Consider the following 16,216-nt stretch of genomic DNA (forward strand, 5'->3'; position numbering starts at 1 on the left):
AGTGCGCAGAGAGCAGGAGGAGACGACCATGACAGACCTCGCCACGAGTCCGCCGCCGGTCACGAGTGCGACGGCGCCCGGCAGTGAGTCCGCCCTCGAGGCTCGGCTGAGGATCATCGTCGGGCTCGCCCAGGGCGCCTCGGAGTCTCAGCTCGCCGACCAGCTCGAGCTCGCGCCGGACGTCGTGCACGAGCATCTCCGCGGCGTTCTCGTCCAGCTCTCTCCCGAGCTGCTCGCCATGGTCGCCCACCCCGAGCTGACCGACGGGCTGGACGGGCTGTATCGAGCCGTCCGCGACAGGGGAGGCGATGAGCAGACGCTCGCCGCGCTCCTCGCGGAGCAGACCGCACTCCTCTCGCGACACCGGTCGCCGGGCGGCGGGCTGGCCCAGGGCGCGGCGGACGTCCTCGTCGAGTCCGGGTCGATGACCGCCGAGGAGCTCGCCGAGGCCGAGGCGGAGGTCGCGCGCGGAGAGCTCGCCGACCTCGAGCGGCGCACCCGGCTGCAGGCGATCGTCGACTCGTTCGGCACCGCCGAGGTGGCCTCGCGACTCAGGATCGACGAGACCCGCGTGCGCCACCGGAAGGCGAAGGACGGGCTGTACGCCTTCAAGGTCGGCTCGAAGCTGCGGTTCCCGGCCTGGCAGTTCACCGACGACCGGGAGCGGCCGATGCTGCCGGGCGTCCCCGCGCTCGTGAAGGCTTTCCCGGAGGACATGCATCCCGCGAGCGTGCTCGGTTTCATGACCACGCCGCAGGAGGAGCTCCTCATCGGCGAGACGCCGGTCACCCCGGTGCGCTGGCTCTCCGGGGGAGGCGATCCGCGGGAGGTCCTCGTCGCCCTGGCCGAGTTCGACGAGTCGTGAAGGTCCCGCTCACCCCGCCGAGGACCTTCGTCACCGACCCGTCGCACCTGCGCGAGTACTCCGGACCGCTCTGGCGCCTGTATCGCAGCGCCGGCGCGCACGTGGGCACGTGGGACGCCCTGCGCCACCACGGACCGGTGCCGGGGATGCGCTTCGACCCGCACCCGCCTCCTCCGGGGCACCACCCGACCGTCGGCGTCCTCTACGCCGCGGCGGACGCCGTCACGGCGATCGGCGAGACGTACCAGCGTCGACGGGTGGTCGACCGCGTGCAGAACGCTCCGCGGCTCGTGGGCTGGCGTCCGTCCCGTCCGCTGACGCTCCTCGATCTCACCGGTGAGTGGCCCGTCCGCAACGGTGCGGCTGCCTCCATCCAGATGGGGCCGAAGCGGGCCACACAGGCCTGGGCCCGGGCGATCGAGGAGCGCCTCGGCAGCATCGACGGGCTGTGGCACCTGTCGGCGATCACCGGCAACCCGATCGCCACGCTGTTCAGCCGCGTCGAGCGGGAGCCGGCCTTCCCGCCGCGGCCGAGCTTCCACACGGCGCTGAGCGACGTGACCGCCGATGCGGTGGTGCTCGTCGCCGCCCGGCGACTGGGCTTCGCGGTGCTCGGGGATCCGTAGCCGCTGCCCGCCGGGTCGCGGCCGGGCCGGCGCCCCTCACCTCCCGCCGAGCACTGCCCGACCGTCGCCGCCCGCCGGTCACAGCCCGCGGTAGGCCGCCGCGGTGGTCGTGCGCAGGCCGTCCGTCTGCGCGGTGACCTGTGCGCTGCCCGCCGGGACGGTGGATCGCCGGGTGGCGAACGCCCGCGAGACCGTCGCGCCCGGAGCGACGCCGGCGATCGTCGAGGTGCCGTACGCGGTGACGATGGTGATCTCCGTCGCGGTCCTGCCGGTGTTCTTCGCCGTCACCGTGAGCACGACCGTCCCGAGGGTCTTGCGCGTGGCCGCGGTCGCCGTCACCGCGGGCGGTGCGGCGACCGTGGTGCGGGGCAGGGGCACCGCCGGCAGCCCGGGGACGCGGGCGTCGATCGAGACGGTGCCGGTCGTCGCTCCCGTCCGGAGAGGGGGGAGCGCGGCCGTTCCCGTCGCCGCGGAGAGGACCGTCGCCGCCTTCGTGCCGTCGGTGAAGGTCGCCGGGCCGGTGAGGGTGAAGGAGACCGCGCGGCCCCCGAGCGCCCGGCCGCGCGCGTCGAGGACGTCCACACCGGCGGCGACGTCGCGCGTCGACGAGGTGGCGACGGTCGTCGCGGCGCCACGGGTGACGAGCGAGGCGATCGGGGCCACGCCGGTGGCGCTGAGCTCGGCGACGCCGGTCGAACCGCCGTACTCGGCGCTTCCCCAGGCCTGGAACACCGTGCGGAGGGCCGTCGTGGCCACCGGGGTGAAGGCGACCGTGTTCACCGCGTCCCGAGCGCGGCCGGCCGGGCTCGCTCCCGCGACCGGCACCCAGGCGCCCGCGGCGTCGAGGTAGTCGACGCGCCAGGACCGAGGCGGGATCACGCCCTGCTGCGCGCTGTCGGCCGCGTCGGCGGCGAAGCGCACCGACGCGCTGTCCACGGTCACCGTCGCCGGCCAGGTGAGCCCGAGCCACTGCTCGCCCACGCGGGGCCAGCTGCTCCACGCGGTTCCGGTCCTGCCGTCGACGGCGTCGCCGACAGACGACCAGCCCGAGGTGTAGGACGCGGAGGCCGCGGCGCGGCGGGTGATGTCGCCGACGTCCTCGGTGCAGGGCACGGTGACGGTGACGGTCGCCGTCCGCGCCGTCGCATCGAGGGCCTCCACGCGGAGCGACATGCCGGTGTTCAGGGCGACGGTCTCGCCGGCGAGGGCGAACTCGTTCCCGACGCTCGCGTCACCGGGCCGCTGCAGCAGCTCGGCGCTGCCGCCGGTGCTGCGCAGGATCTGCACGCCCGAGACCGTCCGCGGCGTCTGCCAGGGACTGCTGTAGGCGCCGCCGTCCGCTCGCGGATCGGCCTTGTCGTTGTACTGCGCCCAGTACCGCACCGCCGAGTCCTGCGGGTCGGTCCAGGTGAGGGCTCGAGGAGTGCCCGGACCGGCCCCCAGGGTGTCGATGACGGTCGTCCGCGGCGCGCCGCAGACGGGCTGCCGGGTGTCCGAGAGGATGCCGAGCTGCGCGAGGGTCGGTGCCGAGAGGGGAGTGAAGAGCCAGGAGTCGCCCATGACGTCGGTCAGGTTCCCGTACTCCTCCCGGGCGCACGAGGCACCGGGCGCGACGTCCCACGACGAGGCGCACTGGACACTCGCGGCGTGGAAGAGCGAGAGGTTGTGACCCAGCTCGTGGGCGAGCAGGATCGCGTCGGGACCGCCCTGGAACGTCCGCCCGCCGTCGTCCGGGTCGCCCGGCTGCTCTCCGTTGGCCCAGTTCGGGCAGGGGTCGCCCGGGGGCACCATGGCGACGAGGTGCCGCGCCGGTCCGGGCTGCCAGCCCGTCGTGCGGGCGATCCAGTCGTGCAGGCCGCCCGTGTCGCTGCAGCCGATCGGCTCGTCGATGCTCCGCCAGTCGATCAGCTGCTCGAGCTCGAAGCGCACGGCTCCGCCGGTCTCGCGGTTGTAGAAGTCGTCCACGAGCTCGAGGGAGCGGCGCGCGTCCTCGGCGCTGAACGACGGAGTCGTGCCCTGCGGCGCCACGAGGGCGATGGTCACCTCGTGCACGACGATGTCGGCACGGGAGGGGATCGCCACGTCGGTGAAGTCCGCCGGCGCGGCCGCCGCCCGGAGGAGCGACGGCGAGCCGGGTTCTGCGACGGCGTCGCTCGCCGCGGGTGCGGAGTCGACTCCGCCGCCGTCGCGGGCCGGAGGCGTCGAGGTGCTCGCCGTCCCGGCCGGCGCGGCGACGGCCGAGTGCGGCGCGGCGACGAGCCCCGCTGCCAGGAGGAGCCCGCAGAGGGCTCCGGTGAACTGAGTAGCGCGGCGCATGGTGTCCCCTCGATGGAGTGCCCGGACGACGCCGGGCGGAGCGGGCCGGATCGGCAGGGCCGGGCAGCAGCCCGCCGGCTCGTCCACACTGGTTGTTACCGTGAACACTGCCGTGGATCCGCGGCGAGCGGGACCCCCCGTCGGGGTCGAGACCGGGGAGCCGCGGCCGTCCGGAAGCGTCGACGCGCCTCCGGACGGCCGTGTCGCTCAGCGCGTCAGCGTGATGCTGTCGAGCTCCGCGAAGCCGGAGCCGCCGGCGAAGAAGGGGGACCCCTTCGCGAGCCGGATCACGTTGAAGCCCGCCTTCAGATCGACCTGCCGCGAGACGGAGGAGCCGAAGGCGCCCCATGATCCCGTCGACGGGTAGGAGACGGTGCTGAAGGCGCTGCCGTTGACGGCGAGGCCCTGGGTCGAGGTGCTCGCTCCACCGTTGGCGTAGCGGATCCCGAGCCCGTAGCTGCCGGCGGTCGGCACCTCGACGACGAAGTCGACGAAGCTGTCGCTGCGGGCGTTCGACGAGCCGTCGATCCGGCCGACGTAGCCGCCGTTCGACGCCGTTCCGGCGGAGAGGAGCGAGGCGTTCACGACGGTCGCGTTCTCCGCCTCGTAGACCTGCTGGTAGCTCGTCGTCGGACCCGCCGCCGGGGTGACGACGAGCTGGTAGGCGCCGAGGTAGTCCTGGCTCGTCACCGGGACGGTGACGGTCCCGTTCGTGATCGGCAGGGTCTGCGTCGACACCGTCGTGGGCGCGTCGACGTTGGTCATGCGCCCGGACCGGGGCGTGTAGTTCAGGACGACCTTGGCCGAGGTCCCGAATCCGGTGAGGCCCTTCACCTGCACCTGGTTGTCGCCGAAGGTGCCGCCGAAGGCCGCGTTCACGATCTTCCGACTGGAGTCGTAGGACGCGAAGCCGTCGAGGTCGCCTGACGGCGTGACGGCGAGCATGTTCCCGGCCATCTCGCCATACCACTTGTAGAGCCAGTAGGAGCCGGTCGGCCGGTTGTTCCAGACCAGGCCGCCGACGGTGCCTGACTCGTACCAGTAGGCGCGCTCGGCGTCGTGGATGCCGGTGCGCTCGAACTGCGCGATGAAGTGCGCGGCCACGCTCGGCGTGTCGATCTGGCTCGGCGAGCCGTACTCGTTGATGGAGATCGGCCGCGGCGAGATGCCGAGATCGCGCTCGATCGAGCGGTAGTCGGCGACGTGCTCGTCGATATCGTTGTAGACGCCGTCCTCGAGCTCGTGCCAGACGACGACGTCGGGCAGAGTGCCGTCGGCCTTCGCGCGGGCCATGAACGAGCGCATCAGGTCGGGGTAGTAGCGGCTGTAGCTGGGGCCCACGATCGGAGTGATCGTGTCCTGGAGCTTCACCTGCCGGTAGGTGCGGGTCCAGCCGTCGAGGTAGGGGCCGGCCTTCGCCGTGTCCCAGGTCCCGTCGGGCTCGTTCCACAGCTCCCAGCCGTTGATGTTCGTGGTGGCGGTGGCGTCGAGACGGGCCTTCACCATCGTGTCGATCTTCTGCGTCCAGTCCGCCCAGCTGATCCAGCGGTACGGGAAGTCGGGGTACACGTCGGGCATCCGCGCGTAGGACTGCGCTCCGTCCCGGGTGAAGGTGCCGGCCACCTTCAGCACGTCGCCGGTCGGCGTCGTCGCTCCGTTGCCGAGCTGGCCGACTCCGGGGGCCGGCTGCGTGTGCTGCTTGAGGCGCAGCGGCGTCAGCAGGCCGGGTGCCGGGTCGTTCGGCGTGGCCAGCGCGTACAGGCCGCCCGCGCCGACGCGCGTGACGGGTCCGATCGACGTGCTCGCATCGACGACGAGCGTGTTGCCCGCGGCGGACGCGGGCAACGTCGGGGCGACGAGCGTCGCGGCGAGCGCAGCCGCCGCGGCCAGACCGAAAAGTTTACGAAATCTACTCACAGAGAGCTCCTTTGCAGTGTGAATCGCACCCAATGAAGCCGTCTTCGCTGGCCTCCGGGTGGTGAGATCGACCGTAGCCAGCCCGGGGAGTTAAAGAAAGTAGTTTCGGTGTTTCTGTCGCCGCGAGGCCGCGATACCTGCTCGCGGAGCGCGCGCGGGCGAGCCGGTGCCCTCCGACCCGAACGGAGGGCACCGGTGCTCGAGCGGGCGCCGGGCCCTGCGTCGAGCCGTCGCCGGCGGATCACCCCGGCCCCTGCGGGAGCGATGCCGTCCGGCCCCCGGACGCGCTCCTCGCATTGGGCGACGAGGCCGGTCCGGAGCTCCGGTCACCGGCGCGGAGCGCGGTGGACCCCTTCTTCGCCGGGCCCGCACGCGCGCACGTCGTCGGCGAGGGATGCAGATGTTCTCGGTAACACTTTTCTGCACTCGGGACACTAATGAGGTCTGCCGCCGGTGTCAATGAAGTGACAGGGGTACGAGGACCTCCTGGCTTCCCGGCCATCCGTCGTCGAGAGCACGGTCCTCCACGAGATCGCGCACAGCCCGCACGCGGGCGGTCAGTCGGCGGCGTCGCGCGGGACGCGCAGCTCCCGGCTGATCGCGCGCAGTCCGGTCTCGAGGGCTTCGAGCTCCTCGAGCGAGAGGCGAGAGAGCACGTCCTCGCCGAGCTCCGGGCGCGCGGCCATCAGCTCGCGGACGACGGCCCGGCCGAGATCGGTGGCGTGGATGCGGCGGACGCGCTGATCGGCCCGGTCGGTCTCGCGGACGACCAGGCCGCTCGCGGCGAGGCGGTCGATGAGCTTCGACATCGAGGGCATCGAGACGCCGAAGCTCTGCGCGAGGCCCGCGCCGGTCGCGCCCTCCTCGGTCGTGACGATCACCGAGAGCGCCTTGAGCTGCTGGATGGTGAGGTCGGTGGTCAGCAGCGGCGCGAGCACGCGGGGGATCGACCGGATCGTGATCGCGATCGAGAGGCGCTCGATGTCCGAGAGGGCGCGGGCGCGGGGATCCATGGGACCACCGTAGGACTGGGCGGATCCCCAGGTCTATCACTTAGTTCGAAGCTAACCTTCTGGGAGAGCAAGAAACCGATCCGGAGTCGTGTCGGCGCCCGCGGGGGAGTCCCGCCGTCGCCCCGTCACGGGGTCCGCCGTCGCGCCGATGCGCGTGACGAGAGCGAGCCGCCATGACCGACCGAACGCCGACCGACAGCATCCTCACCCCCGACGACGAGCGCCGCCTCGAGGCCGCCCGCGAGAGGTACCGCGCCGAGCGGGACCGCCGGGCCCGCCCGGACGCCGCGAGCCAGTACCGCCGTGCCGCGGGGAAGTTCGGCTACTACGCGAAGGACCCCTACACGGAGCGCGTCGAGCGCGAGCCGGTGACCGACCGGGTCGAGGCGCTCGTGATCGGCGCCGGCTTCGGCGGTCTGCTGACCGCGTCGCGGCTGCGCGAGGCGGGCGTCGACTCGCTGCGCCTGATGGACGAGGCGGGCGACGTCGGCGGCACCTGGTACTGGAACCGCTACCCGGGCGTGCGCTGCGACGTGGAGTCCTCCGTCTACCTCCCGCTGCTCGAGGAGGTCGGCACGATCCCGTCCGAGCGCTACGCGCCGGGCGAGGAGATCCGCCGGCACGCGGTCGCGATCGCCGAGCACTACGGCCTCTACCGCGACACCCTCTTCCAGACCCGCGCCACCGCACCGACCTGGGACCAGGACGCGGAGGAGTGGCTCGTCGAGACCGACCGCGGCGACGCCTTCCGCGCCCGCTTCGTCGTGACCTCCTCCGGCACCCTGACCCAGCCGAAGCTGCCGGGCATCCCGGGCATCGAGACCTTCCGCGGGCACACCTTCCACACCTCGCGCTGGGACTACGGCTACACCGGCGGCACCCCGGACGGCGGGCTGACCGGCCTCGCCGACAAGCGCGTCGCCGTCGTCGGCACCGGCGCGACCGGCCTCCAGGTGATCCCGCACATCGGCGCGGACGCCCAGGAGCTGATCGTCTTCCAGCGCACACCCTCCACCGTCGACGTCCGCGACAACCGGCCGACGGACCCGGCGTGGGTCGCGTCGCTGCGTCCGGGCTGGCAGCGCGAGCGGATGGAGAACTTCCTCGCCGTGCTCGCGGGCGAACCGGTCGACGAATCGCTCGTGCAGGACGGCTGGACGAAGACCGTCGAGCTGCAGCGCCAGATCCTCTCCGGCGCCGTCGACACCTCGCTCCCGGCCGAGGAGCGCGAGCGGCGCGACGAGCTCGCCGACCTCGACACCATGGACCGCCTCCGCACCCGCGTCGACGCGACGGTCGAGGACCCGGCGACGGCCGCGGCACTCAAGCCCTGGTACCGCTACATGTGCAAGCGCCCCGGCTTCAGCGACACCTACCTGCCCACCTTCAATCGCCCGAACGTCCGCCTCGTCGACACCGCCGACACCGGAGGCATCACCCGGATGACCGAGACCGAGGTCGTCGTCGGCGACACCGCCTACGAGGTCGACTGCGTCGTCTTCGCCACCGGCTTCGAGGTCGGCATCTCCGGCGTCCTGTCCGGCACCCTGCCCGTCGTCGGCCGTGACGGCCGGACGCTCCTGGAGGCGTGGGCCCGCGGCCCGCGCACCCTGCACGGCTTCTCGACGCACGGCTTCCCGAACCTCTTCCACCTCAGCGGCATCCAGAACGCCAACTCCGTCAACTTCGCGCACATCCTGCTCGAGCAGGCCGAGCACATCGCCGCCGTCATCGCCCGCGGCCGCGAGGTCGGCGCCAGGTACCTCGAGCCCACGGCCGAGGCGGAGGAGGCGTGGGTCCGCACGATCCAGGAGACCGCGGCCGACACCCGCGCGTTCCAGGCCGAGTGCACGCCCGGCTACTACAACGGCGAGGGCACCCGCTCGATCGGCGGCGCGAGCTACAGCCCCGGACCGATCGCGTTCCACCGCTTGCTGCGCGCCTGGCGGGAGGACGGGATGGGCGACGTGCTCGTCGGCGCCGGCGTCGGAGCCTCGCGATGAGGCGGCCGGCGATCGCCGTCCCGGTGCTGCTCGCCGGAGCCCTGGCGGGCTGCACCGACGCGGGTGATCCCGCGGCCGCACCCGCGTCGGCGACCCCGTCGGTCGTCACCGCCGAGCGGGTGCTGCAGGTGACGGAGGTGCACGAGACGACCGGCATGACCCTGCTCGAGGGCCCGACCTTCGGCCCCGACGGCAGCCTCTCCGTCGTCGACGTCACCGCCCCGCCCGGCGCCGGCAAGGTGCTCCGGATCGACCTCGAGGAGGAGAGCGTCGAGCCCGTCTGGACCGACGACGCCTCCGCGCTCACCTCCGCGCAGTTCCACCCCGGGGACGGGCGGCTCTACGTCACCGACTTCCTCAGCGGTTCCGTGCGGAGCATGACCGCCGAGGGCGAGGACGTCCGGGACGTCGTCACCGGCCCGATCGACGGCGTCCCGATGCAGCCGGACGACATCGCGTTCGGCGAGGACGGCGCCCTCTACGTCACCGACGCCGCCGGCGCGCAGGACCCGTACTGGGAGGCGTCCGGCCGCGTCGTCCGCGTCGACCCGGCTACCGGTGCGGCGACCGTGCTGGCGAGCGAGCTGCCGTCCCCGAACGGCATCGCCTTCTCGCCCGGCCACGACGAGCTGTGGGTGAGCCTCAACACGGGCAACCGGATCGACCGGATCACTCTGACGGAGGACGGCACCGAGGTCGCCACCGCGTTCCCGGCGATCCACGCCTCACCCGGCATCGGCCAGGTCGACTCGATCGCGGTCGACGCCGACGGCAACCTCTACGTCGGCCTGCACAGCCGCCCGGAGATCCTCGTCTACGACACCTCCGGCGCGCTCCTGCAGACCGTCTCGGTGCCGGCGGACGAGTCGACCGGGCTGAGCTCTGCGACGAACATCGCGATCGAGCACGGCACGACGCGGGCCTACGCGACGATCAGCGGCACCGACGGCGGCTTCGTCTACGAGTTCCAGGCCCTCGCGGAGGGCGTACTGCAGTGAGCACGCGACCGCCGCGATCGTCGTTTCGCGTCTCGGTGGTGAGGGAGAGGACGCGGCCTCGCCCCGTCATGCTGGTCGAGTAGCCCCGCAGGGGCGTATCGAGCGGCGAAGCCGCTTCGCGTCTCGGTGGTGAGGGAAAGGGACGCGGCTGCGCCGCGTCATGCTGGTCGAGTAGCCCCGCCAGGGGCGTATCGAGACCCGCCGTCACCAGCAGGGCGGGTCTGCAGACTCGCGTTCCGACGGCGGTGGATCTCGATACGCCCGCTCCGCGGGCTACTCGATCAGCATGATGCGCGCGCCCGGAGGCTACTTCAGGGTGACGGTGACCGGTGCGCTGACGGTGCTGTTGCCGGCGGCGTCGGTCGCGCGGGCGGTGAGCGGGAAGGTTCCGTGCTTGCCCGCGGTGCGGGTGGTCAGCGACCAGGTGCCGTCGGCGTTCTGCGCGGCGTCGCCGACCTCGGTGCCGCCGAGGAGGAAGGTGACGCGGCTGACGACGGTGTCGTCCGTCGCGGTGACGGTGGCGGTCGTCGAGCCGCCCAGCACCGTGCCGGTGCGCGGCGAGGTGATCGCGACGGTCGGCGCGGTCCGGTCGACGGCGGCCTTCTTCGGAGCGGGCTTCGCAGCGGCCGACGCAGGGGTGGCAGCGGGCGCGGGCGTCGCGGGAGCCTTCGGGGCGGTCGCGGCCTGCGGAGCGCTGGTCTTCGGAGTGGAGGTCGACTTCGGAGCCGGCGTTGCCGACTTCGGCGCGGCCGAGGCTGCGGGCGCCGGAGCCGCCGTCCGCGTGGCGACCTTTGCGGACGCGGCGGTCGTGCCGCCCGAGACGGTCACCCGATCCCACGCGCCGGTGAGGAGGGCGGTGGTCGGCCGCGGAGCCAGCGCGTCGAGGCCGGCGGCGGTCAGCGCGCTGAGCGCCGTGTCGACGGAGAAGCCGCCGCTGCGGGCGACCTTGCCGGTCAGGGTGGTCCGGGAACCGGAGACGGCGTTCCAGGTGGGCTGCAGCGAGCCGGTGAAGATCGAGTCGGTCGCATCGACGTTGCCGCCGCCCTTGCCCTGGACCGCGCTGACGCTGCCCTTGCCGTTGACGGCCCCGGGGTAGCCGGCGCCGCCCTGGAGGAACGGGTAGCGCTGCGCCGCGACGTCGCCGCCGAGGATGAGCGCGTGGTCGAAGAGGACGTTCTTCACGCCGCCGACGATGACGGCGCTGTTGTTCGAGCTGAACACGGCGGTGTCGCGGACGGTGACCTGGCCGACGATGCCGGCGCCCTCGATCTGGAGGCTGTCCGTGTGCGGGCGCGCGGGGTTCGAGCCGCCGCCGTACTGCTTGTCGAGGTAGTAGGAGGGGGCGATGTAGTCGCCCGCGACCAGCACGTCGCTCACCGTGTTCGGGGAGTAGGCCTTGATCTGCGCCGAGTCGCCGCTCTTGAGCTTCGACTCCGGCTCGACGATCTCGAGCAGCTCGACGTCGCGCACCGGGATCCCCGACGAGGCGGCGAGGCCGATCCAGTTGTTCGCGACCCGCAGCCAGGCGAACGAGGAGTGCGTCGCGCCCTTCACATCGATCGAGCCGATGTCGAAGCGCATCAGCGTGATGCCGGTGACGCCCTTCAGCATCCAGCTGCCGCCGGTCACCGACTGGAAGCCGTCGCGCGCCGTGATCAGCACCTTGAGCGGGCCGTCGTTCGTGTAGCCGTCGAGCGCGGAGAGGTCGTCGATGCGTCCCGGGGCGACGCGGACCACGGCGCCGGCGGCGATCTGGCCGGGCGTGAGGGCGTCGAGCGCGGCGCGGATCGCGGGGCCTGAGGCCGCGACGTCGACGACGGTCGTGCCGGCGGGGAGTGCGGAGCGGATGTCGGGGGTGTCGGAGGGGTAATGCGTGCCGTCCGGGCCGAAGGTCGAGGCGCTCGCGGCGGCCGCGGCCGGAGCGGCGGAGGCGGCCGGCGCGATCTGGAACGAGGCACCGGTGGCGGCGATCCCGACGGCGGCGGTGACCGCGAGGGAGCGGAGGAGTGCGCGGGTGCGGCGGGTGGACGGGGTGGCGGAGGTGATGCGTGACATGGCGGTGTCTTTCGATCGGAGGGCGGAGTGACGGATCGCCGACGCAGGGGGTCGAGGACTCCGAGGCGCGACGGACCGGGGACCTCGCACGGGGGAGGAGCCCCGGAGACACGCAGCGGTGCGTTCCGGGCGGCTCAGCAGCGGCCGGGCCGCTCCCGTCCGAACTCGATGAGCATCGGCGGGGCGGCGGCACTCGGTCGAACCGAGCGGTGCGCTGAGCAACAGGGGGAAACGTATGGCGCCGGCTCTGAGGGCCGGAAGAAAATGGCACGGAATGTGCTGTTTGGCCGAGAAGGCTGTGTTCCCAAGTCCTCGCTGCCCCCGCTCCGCGGGGTGGGTCCGGGGGAGGACCACCCCGATCCGGGTGGTACGTGAGGAGCCGGCGGGTGACCGCCATCACCCGCCGGCTCGTCGTGGTGACTACTCGGTGGCGGTGCCGTTGCGCCGGCGGCGGCGGCCGAGGAGCACGCCGATCGCGCCGAGGAGTCCGAGGACTCCGGCGGCGGGGAGCACGGCGGCGGCGTCGGATCCGGTCGAGGCGAGGCGACCCGCGGTCGACTGTCTCGACGACGACGATGCTGCGGCGGGGGCGGTCGGGACCGCGATCTCCTTGCCCGCCCTGCTCGCCGCTTCGGCGGCAGGCGCGACGGCGCCGCCGCTCGGCGGGACGTCGGGGCCGACCGGAGTGGGGCCCGCCGTGGGGGTCGCGGTCGGGCTGGGCGTCGGGGTGGGCGTCGGGGTGGGCGTCGGCGTCGGCGTCACCGTGGGGATGGCGAGGGTGCCGAGGGTCTGCTTGCTGAACGCGGTCCCGTCGGGCGTCGTGGCGGTGGCGAGTGATGCGACCCAGATCGAGTGGTTGAAGACGTCGCGCTCGGTGACGGTGGTCTCGAAGGAGACCACGCCGGTCTCACCCACGGGCAGCTCGGCGAGCTTGTCGCTGTCCGAGACCTGCACGTCGCGCAGTGCGACGTTGCCGGTGTTGGTGAGCTGGGCGACCCACTTCACCTTCGTGCCGGCGACGACGGGCTCGCCCTCCTTCACCTGGAACGTTCCGGCGATCGTCACGTCCAGATCCGGCGCCGGCACCGGGATCGGCGGCTTCTCCGGAATGGGCAGCTTGTACTCGAACGGCGCCGAGACCGTCACGCGCGAACCGTCCGGGAGCGTTCCCCGGACCAGCTTCGACTGCGCCGAGACGAAGCCGTCCTTGAGGTTCTGCGCACTGACCACGGCCTCCGTCGTGTTCAGCAGGAACGACTCCCCGACCTTGAACGTCTTGTGCCCGAGGACGTCCTTCAGATCCACTCCGCCGGTGTTCTTCACGTCGTACGTGAACTCGACACGCGTGCCCTCCTTCACCAGCTCACCCGGCTCCGTCAAGAACTTCCCCGTGATCGTCACCGTCACCGCAGGATCGGCGCTGGCCGGCGCCATCGAAGGACCCGGCGTCGGCGTGCTCGGCACAGCGGGCTGCGTCGGTGCAGGAGTCGGCGTGGCGGGCTGCGTCGGCGTGGGCGTCGGTACGGGCAAAATCCCTTGTGGAACAGGAATCGAGGTGTCGATGCCTGCATCGATGCGAGCTCCCTTCGGGGTGTAAGCCGTCCCCCCGGTAGTGAAGCGCCATGAACCACTCGCCAGCTTGCTCACCCCAACGAAGTCGTTGTCATGGTCGAGGTCCTTGGATTCGCCCACCGCAAGTGGGATTGGACCAACGCCCGGCCGGCTGTAGCGGTCGAGGAACACGTTCAGTGGGACGTCGCCGGTGTTCTTGAGGTGGATCGTGAACCCGATCTCGACGGCAGGCTCGCTTCCATCGGTGGTGGGTTGAAGGATGAAAGTGGCGGTGACCGTCCGCTCCAGGGCGGGGTGCTCGACCGCCGGCGCCGAGGTGGGTGCAGGAGTGGCGGGCTGCGTCGGAGACGGCGTGGCGGGCTGCGTGGGTGCGGGGGTCGGCGTGGCCGGCTGCGCACCGGGGACGGGGATCGTGGCGCTCACGCTCGCGTCGATGCGGAATCCGTCGGGGGCGTAGGCGTCTCCGGCTGTGGAGAAGGACCAGACGCCGCTGCGCAGCTCGTCATCGGTGAGCATGGAGGGCCGGGTGACGTCCTTGGTCTCCCCGACGGCGACCTTGATCGGTGCGTTCCCGGGCTGCGGGATCTCCTTGAGGAAGACGTTCAGCGGGACGTCGCCGGTGTTCTTGAGGCGCACCGTGTACTTCACCCGGACGCCCTTCTGACCGGGGTTCCCGGTGTCGAACGGCTCGAACACGGCGGTGACCGACCGCTCGAGGGCGGGCTTCACGGCGACCGTCGCCGGCGAGGACGGTGCGGCCTGAGGCTGGGCGGCCGGCGCCGCGTCGGCCGCGAAGGCAGCGGGCGCGGCGGAGCCGAGCAGACCGACGGTGAGGACGAGGGAGGCCGCGACGTCGAGCGGTCTGCTGCTCGATCGGCGCGGGCCGTGCGGGCGAGGTGAGGGTGTGAGCATCTTCGATTCCTGTCGGGGCTCGGCGGAGCAACGTGGACGCGAGAAAGTCTCACACCGCTCTCGTGGTCACGTCTGTTCTCCGCATCGACTGGCGCGGCGCGTCGGGTCGCCGGGCGCGCAGAAGGGCCGCCGCGCAGGGTGCACGGCGGCCCTTCCCTGAGTGTGGGAGCCGAGTCGGTGGAGGAGGGTGTCGTCGCCGGCCCGGCACGATCGTCACTCGGTGACGGTGCGACTCCTGCGCCGGCGGCCCAGGAAGACGCCGACGGCGCCGAGCAGGGCGAGGACCCCCGCTGCGGGCAGCACGGCGGCGGCATCGGAACCGGTGGAGGCGAGGTGACCGGCCGTCGACCGAGTCGCCCCCGCGGCGGCCGAGGTGGCGACCTCACCGCGGTTCGACGAGGTGGCGATCTCGGTGGCCGACCGGGCTGCCGTGGCGCTGGACGGCGTCGCGGCGGGCTGACCGTCGGCGCCGACTGCAGCGGGGGATGCGGGTCCCGCCGGCGCGGGGGCGTCGGGACCGGCCGGGGCAGGAGTCGTCGCGGGGATGGCGAGGGTACCGAGGGTCTGCTTCGAGTAGTCGTAGCCGTCCCTCGTGATCGCCGTGGCCGCAGCGGCGACGGAGATCGAGTGATCGAGCACGTCGCGCTCGCTGACGGTGCTCTCGAAGGAGACCACGCCGGTCTTGCCGACGGGCAGCTCGGCGAGCTTCTCGCTGTCGGCGACCTGGACGTCGCGGAGAGCGGTGTCCCCGGTGTTCATGAGCGCGGCGACCCACTCCACCTTCGTGCCGGCGACGACGGGCTCGCCCTCCTTCACCTGGAACGTGCCGGAGACCTTCACCTCGAGATCCGGCTTCTCCGTGGACACCGGAGCCTTGGCGGGGATGGGCAGCTTCGGCGCCGACACGATGACCCGGGTGCCGCCTGGAAGGATCTCGTTCGAGGACTCCGCCTCCGGCGTCACGAACCCGTCCTTCAGGTTCTGCGCGGTGACGACGGCCTCGGTCGTGGTCAGGTGGAACGACTCGCCGACCGCGAGCTTCTCGCGACCGAGGACCTTCGTGATGTCGACCGGTCCCGTGTTCTTCACGTCCTGCGAGAACTCGACGCGAGTGCCCTCCTTCACGAGCTCACCCGGCTCCGTCAGGAACTTCCCCGTGACGGTCACCGTGATCTCCTGGGTGGCGACGGTCGGCACCGGGAGGGGTGCCGGGTCCGGCGTGCTGGCCGTCGGCGTGGGCGTGGGCGTCGGGGTCGGCTCCGGCACGATCGGATCCCAGAACGACGGGACGCGCTTCTCCAGCTGGGCGCTCGGGAGGGGGATGTCGGGAACGACCGTCACCGGAGTCCTCTCCCCGAACGGGGTGTTCCACGTCTCGAGCTTGATCGGGTCCGACCACGTGCCCTTGCGCAGCGAGTCACCGCCGAGGAACACGCTCTCGGAGAAGACCTTCGACTCGCCGGGAAGGAGGTCGAGCGTGTTTCCGAAGCCGGGCCACTCGACGAGGTTCACGCCGAGCACTCCGTCGGTGATGTTCGTCACGGTGAGAACGAAGTGGACCCTCGAGTAGATGTTGAGGATGTCGTCGGGTGCGCTGCCGAAGGTCGCCGTGATCGACGTCTTCAGCCCCCCGTTCTGCTGCGGAGCGGGTGTCGGGGTGGCGGCGGGTGTCGGGGTGGCGGCGGGCGTCGGGGCTGCCGCGGCCGTCGGCATCGTCTCCGCTTGAGCGACGGGGGCGGCCGCACCGAGCAGACCGACGGTGAGGACGAGGGACGCCGCGACGTCGAGCGGCCTGCTGCTCGGTCGGCGCTGTCCGTGGGATTGCGGTGGGCGTGTGTGCATCTGCGACTCCTGTGTGGGCTCGGCGGAGCAAAGCGGTGACCTGAGGAAGTGTCACACCCTTCTCCCAGCCGCGCAGTGCCGCCGGCGCGACTGGCGC

Annotated in this window: 10 protein-coding genes; 4 read left to right on the forward strand and 6 right to left on the reverse strand. The window is 72.3% G+C overall.

The annotated features are described in order from the left end of the window. Positions 1 to 28 precede the first annotated feature (28 nt). Together EDF22_RS20770 and EDF22_RS08000 are read left to right on the forward strand one after the other, a co-directional pair. Complete coding sequence (locus EDF22_RS20770; RefSeq protein ID WP_185038803.1) at positions 29 to 865, forward strand: hypothetical protein; 837 nt, start codon at positions 29 to 31, stop codon at positions 863 to 865. Continuing rightward, positions 862 to 1,491, forward strand: coding sequence for an RES family NAD+ phosphorylase (locus EDF22_RS08000; protein WP_185038805.1), 630 nt, complete (start codon positions 862 to 864; stop codon positions 1,489 to 1,491). The genes EDF22_RS20770 and EDF22_RS08000 overlap by 4 nt, the downstream gene beginning before the upstream one ends. Before the next feature lie 78 nt (positions 1,492 to 1,569). Here EDF22_RS08000 and EDF22_RS08005 read toward each other — a convergent pair whose 3' ends face one another. From EDF22_RS08005 to EDF22_RS08015, 3 genes are all read right to left on the reverse strand, one after another. Further along, positions 1,570 to 3,807, reverse strand: a complete 2,238-nt coding sequence (locus EDF22_RS08005) for a hypothetical protein (RefSeq protein WP_123703799.1) — start codon at positions 3,805 to 3,807, stop codon at positions 1,570 to 1,572. A 207-nt stretch (positions 3,808 to 4,014) separates the two neighbouring features. Beyond that, complete coding sequence (locus EDF22_RS08010; protein WP_221180894.1) at positions 4,015 to 5,724, reverse strand: CBM35 domain-containing protein; 1,710 nt, start codon at positions 5,722 to 5,724, stop codon at positions 4,015 to 4,017. Positions 5,725 to 6,281: 557 nt separating this feature from the next. After that, positions 6,282 to 6,737 (reverse strand): MarR family transcriptional regulator, encoded by a 456-nt coding sequence (locus EDF22_RS08015; protein ID WP_123703801.1) that lies wholly within the window; start codon positions 6,735 to 6,737, stop codon positions 6,282 to 6,284. A 173-nt stretch (positions 6,738 to 6,910) separates the two neighbouring features. On the opposite strand from EDF22_RS08015, the gene EDF22_RS08020 reads away from it, so the two are divergent. Together EDF22_RS08020 and EDF22_RS08025 are read left to right on the forward strand one after the other, a co-directional pair. Then, a complete protein-coding gene (locus EDF22_RS08020) occupies positions 6,911 to 8,740 on the forward strand; it encodes an NAD(P)-binding protein (protein ID WP_123703803.1) in 1,830 nt (609 codons plus the stop codon). Then, positions 8,737 to 9,738 carry an SMP-30/gluconolactonase/LRE family protein gene (locus EDF22_RS08025; RefSeq protein WP_123703805.1) on the forward strand — a complete coding sequence of 334 codons (1,002 nt, stop codon included), beginning with the start codon at positions 8,737 to 8,739 and terminating at the stop codon, positions 9,736 to 9,738. Before EDF22_RS08020 ends, EDF22_RS08025 begins: the two co-directional genes overlap by 4 nt. Positions 9,739 to 10,044: 306 nt before the next feature. On the opposite strand, the gene EDF22_RS08030 is transcribed toward EDF22_RS08025, so the two are convergent. The 3 genes from EDF22_RS08030 to EDF22_RS21245 form a co-directional block, all read right to left on the reverse strand. Next, on the reverse strand, positions 10,045 to 11,793 hold the full coding sequence (locus tag EDF22_RS08030) for an Ig-like domain-containing protein (protein ID WP_123703807.1): 1,749 nt from the start codon (positions 11,791 to 11,793) through the stop codon (positions 10,045 to 10,047). Between the two features lie 420 nt (positions 11,794 to 12,213). After that, the gene (locus EDF22_RS08035) at positions 12,214 to 14,277 is read right to left on the reverse strand and encodes an LPXTG cell wall anchor domain-containing protein (RefSeq protein ID WP_123703809.1); all 2,064 of its coding nucleotides are present in this window, start codon (positions 14,275 to 14,277) and stop codon (positions 12,214 to 12,216) included. Between the two features lie 213 nt (positions 14,278 to 14,490). Beyond that, on the reverse strand, positions 14,491 to 16,119 hold the full coding sequence (locus EDF22_RS21245) for an LPXTG cell wall anchor domain-containing protein (RefSeq protein WP_185038807.1): 1,629 nt from the start codon (positions 16,117 to 16,119) through the stop codon (positions 14,491 to 14,493). Between the last annotated feature and the right edge of the window lie 97 nt (positions 16,120 to 16,216).

The sequence above is a fragment of the Rathayibacter sp. PhB127 genome, assembly GCF_003751665.1.
Taxonomy (GTDB): domain Bacteria; phylum Actinomycetota; class Actinomycetes; order Actinomycetales; family Microbacteriaceae; genus Rathayibacter; species Rathayibacter festucae.

Excerpts from the sequence above, each read along its gene's own strand:
- EDF22_RS20770 (WP_185038803.1), top strand. The coding sequence starts at position 29 with ATGACAGACCTCGCCACGAGTCCGCCGCCGGTCACGAGTGCGACGGCG.
- EDF22_RS08005 (WP_123703799.1), bottom strand. The coding sequence starts at position 3,807 with ATGCGCCGCGCTACTCAGTTCACCGGAGCCCTCTGCGGGCTCCTCCTG.
- EDF22_RS08015 (WP_123703801.1), bottom strand. The coding sequence starts at position 6,737 with ATGGATCCCCGCGCCCGCGCCCTCTCGGACATCGAGCGCCTCTCGATC.
- EDF22_RS08020 (WP_123703803.1), top strand. The coding sequence starts at position 6,911 with ATGACCGACCGAACGCCGACCGACAGCATCCTCACCCCCGACGACGAG.
- EDF22_RS08025 (WP_123703805.1), top strand. The coding sequence starts at position 8,737 with ATGAGGCGGCCGGCGATCGCCGTCCCGGTGCTGCTCGCCGGAGCCCTG.
- EDF22_RS08030 (WP_123703807.1), bottom strand. The coding sequence starts at position 11,793 with ATGTCACGCATCACCTCCGCCACCCCGTCCACCCGCCGCACCCGCGCA.
- EDF22_RS08035 (WP_123703809.1), bottom strand. The coding sequence starts at position 14,277 with ATGCTCACACCCTCACCTCGCCCGCACGGCCCGCGCCGATCGAGCAGC.
- EDF22_RS21245 (WP_185038807.1), bottom strand. The coding sequence starts at position 16,119 with ATGCACACACGCCCACCGCAATCCCACGGACAGCGCCGACCGAGCAGC.